Source organism: Vibrio sp. 2134-1 (assembly GCF_033339495.1).
This window is the reverse complement of sequence record NZ_JAWOUS010000114.1, coordinates 1-1,132: the sequence shown is the minus strand read 5'-3', so window position 1 is coordinate 1,132 and position 1,132 is coordinate 1. Positions and strand designations below refer to the sequence as shown.

Here is a 1,132-nt window from a genome sequence, read left to right as displayed (position 1 = left end):
TTTTCGACTGCCAGTTGCAGATCAAGTTCAATTGCCATTTTTATTCCTTAGTTGCAGCGACTTGAGCGCTAAGTTCTGCTTTCGCTGCTTCTAACAGTTTAGCATCACGCTCTTCACGGCGACGTTTCTCGAACTCTTTACGTTCTTTTTGATCTTGTGCTTCCCACTTCTCGTAGGCGTTGACGATGCGAGCAACCACAGGGTGGCGAACAACGTCATCTGCTTGGAAGAAGTTAAAGCTGATGTCGTCGACTTCACTGAGCACTTCAATCGCATGACGAAGACCTGACTTCGCACCACGAGGTAAGTCGATCTGAGTGACGTCACCAGTAATAACCGCACGAGAATTGAAACCAATACGAGTCAGGAACATTTTCATCTGTTCAACGGTGGTGTTCTGACTTTCATCTAAGATGATGAAAGCATCGTTCAGCGTACGACCGCGCATGTATGCCAGAGGAGCGACCTCTATAACGTTGCGTTCAATCAGCTTTTCAACTCGCTCGAAGCCTAGCATCTCGAATAATGCGTCGTACAGTGGACGAAGGTATGGGTCAACCTTTTGGCTTAAATCACCAGGTAAGAAACCCAGTTTTTCACCCGCTTCTACCGCCGGACGTGTCAAAAGAATGCGACGAATTTCTTGGCGTTCTAGTGCATCAACTGCTGCTGCAACGGCAAGGTAAGTCTTACCTGTACCTGCAGGACCAATACCAAAAGAGATGTCGTGCGTAACCATATTGACCAAGTACTGAGCTTGGTTTGGTGTGCGCGGTTTAATGACGCCTTTTTTGGTTTTTACGAACACTTCTTTACCGTGCGCAATACTTGATTCGGTATTTTGTTCTAATACGCCAGATTCTTTGATCGCCAGATGAATTTGTTCTGGTTCGATATCTGGGATCTCGCCACGCACAGGCGCAGTATCTACATAAAGCGTTTTTAAAATGTCCAGCGCAGCCGCTGAGGTGTGAGGCTTACCAACAATGGTAAAATGGTCACTACGATGGTTGATTTCAACGCCTAGACGGCGTTCTAAATGCTTGATGTTGTCGTCGAATGGACCGCACAGGCTAGCTAGTCGGCGGTTGTCTGAAGGTTCTAGGTTAATTTCTAGAGTTACGATTTTATT

1 protein-coding gene is annotated in these 1,132 nt (G+C 46.5%); it reads right to left on the bottom strand.

Going from position 1 to position 1,132, the window contains the following annotated elements; all coding sequences use genetic code 11:
* Positions 1-40 precede the first annotated feature (40 nt).
* Positions 41-1,132: PhoH family protein (locus R7R78_RS24250; RefSeq protein WP_225474390.1), on the bottom strand; the 1,092-nt coding region annotated here is incomplete at its 5' end.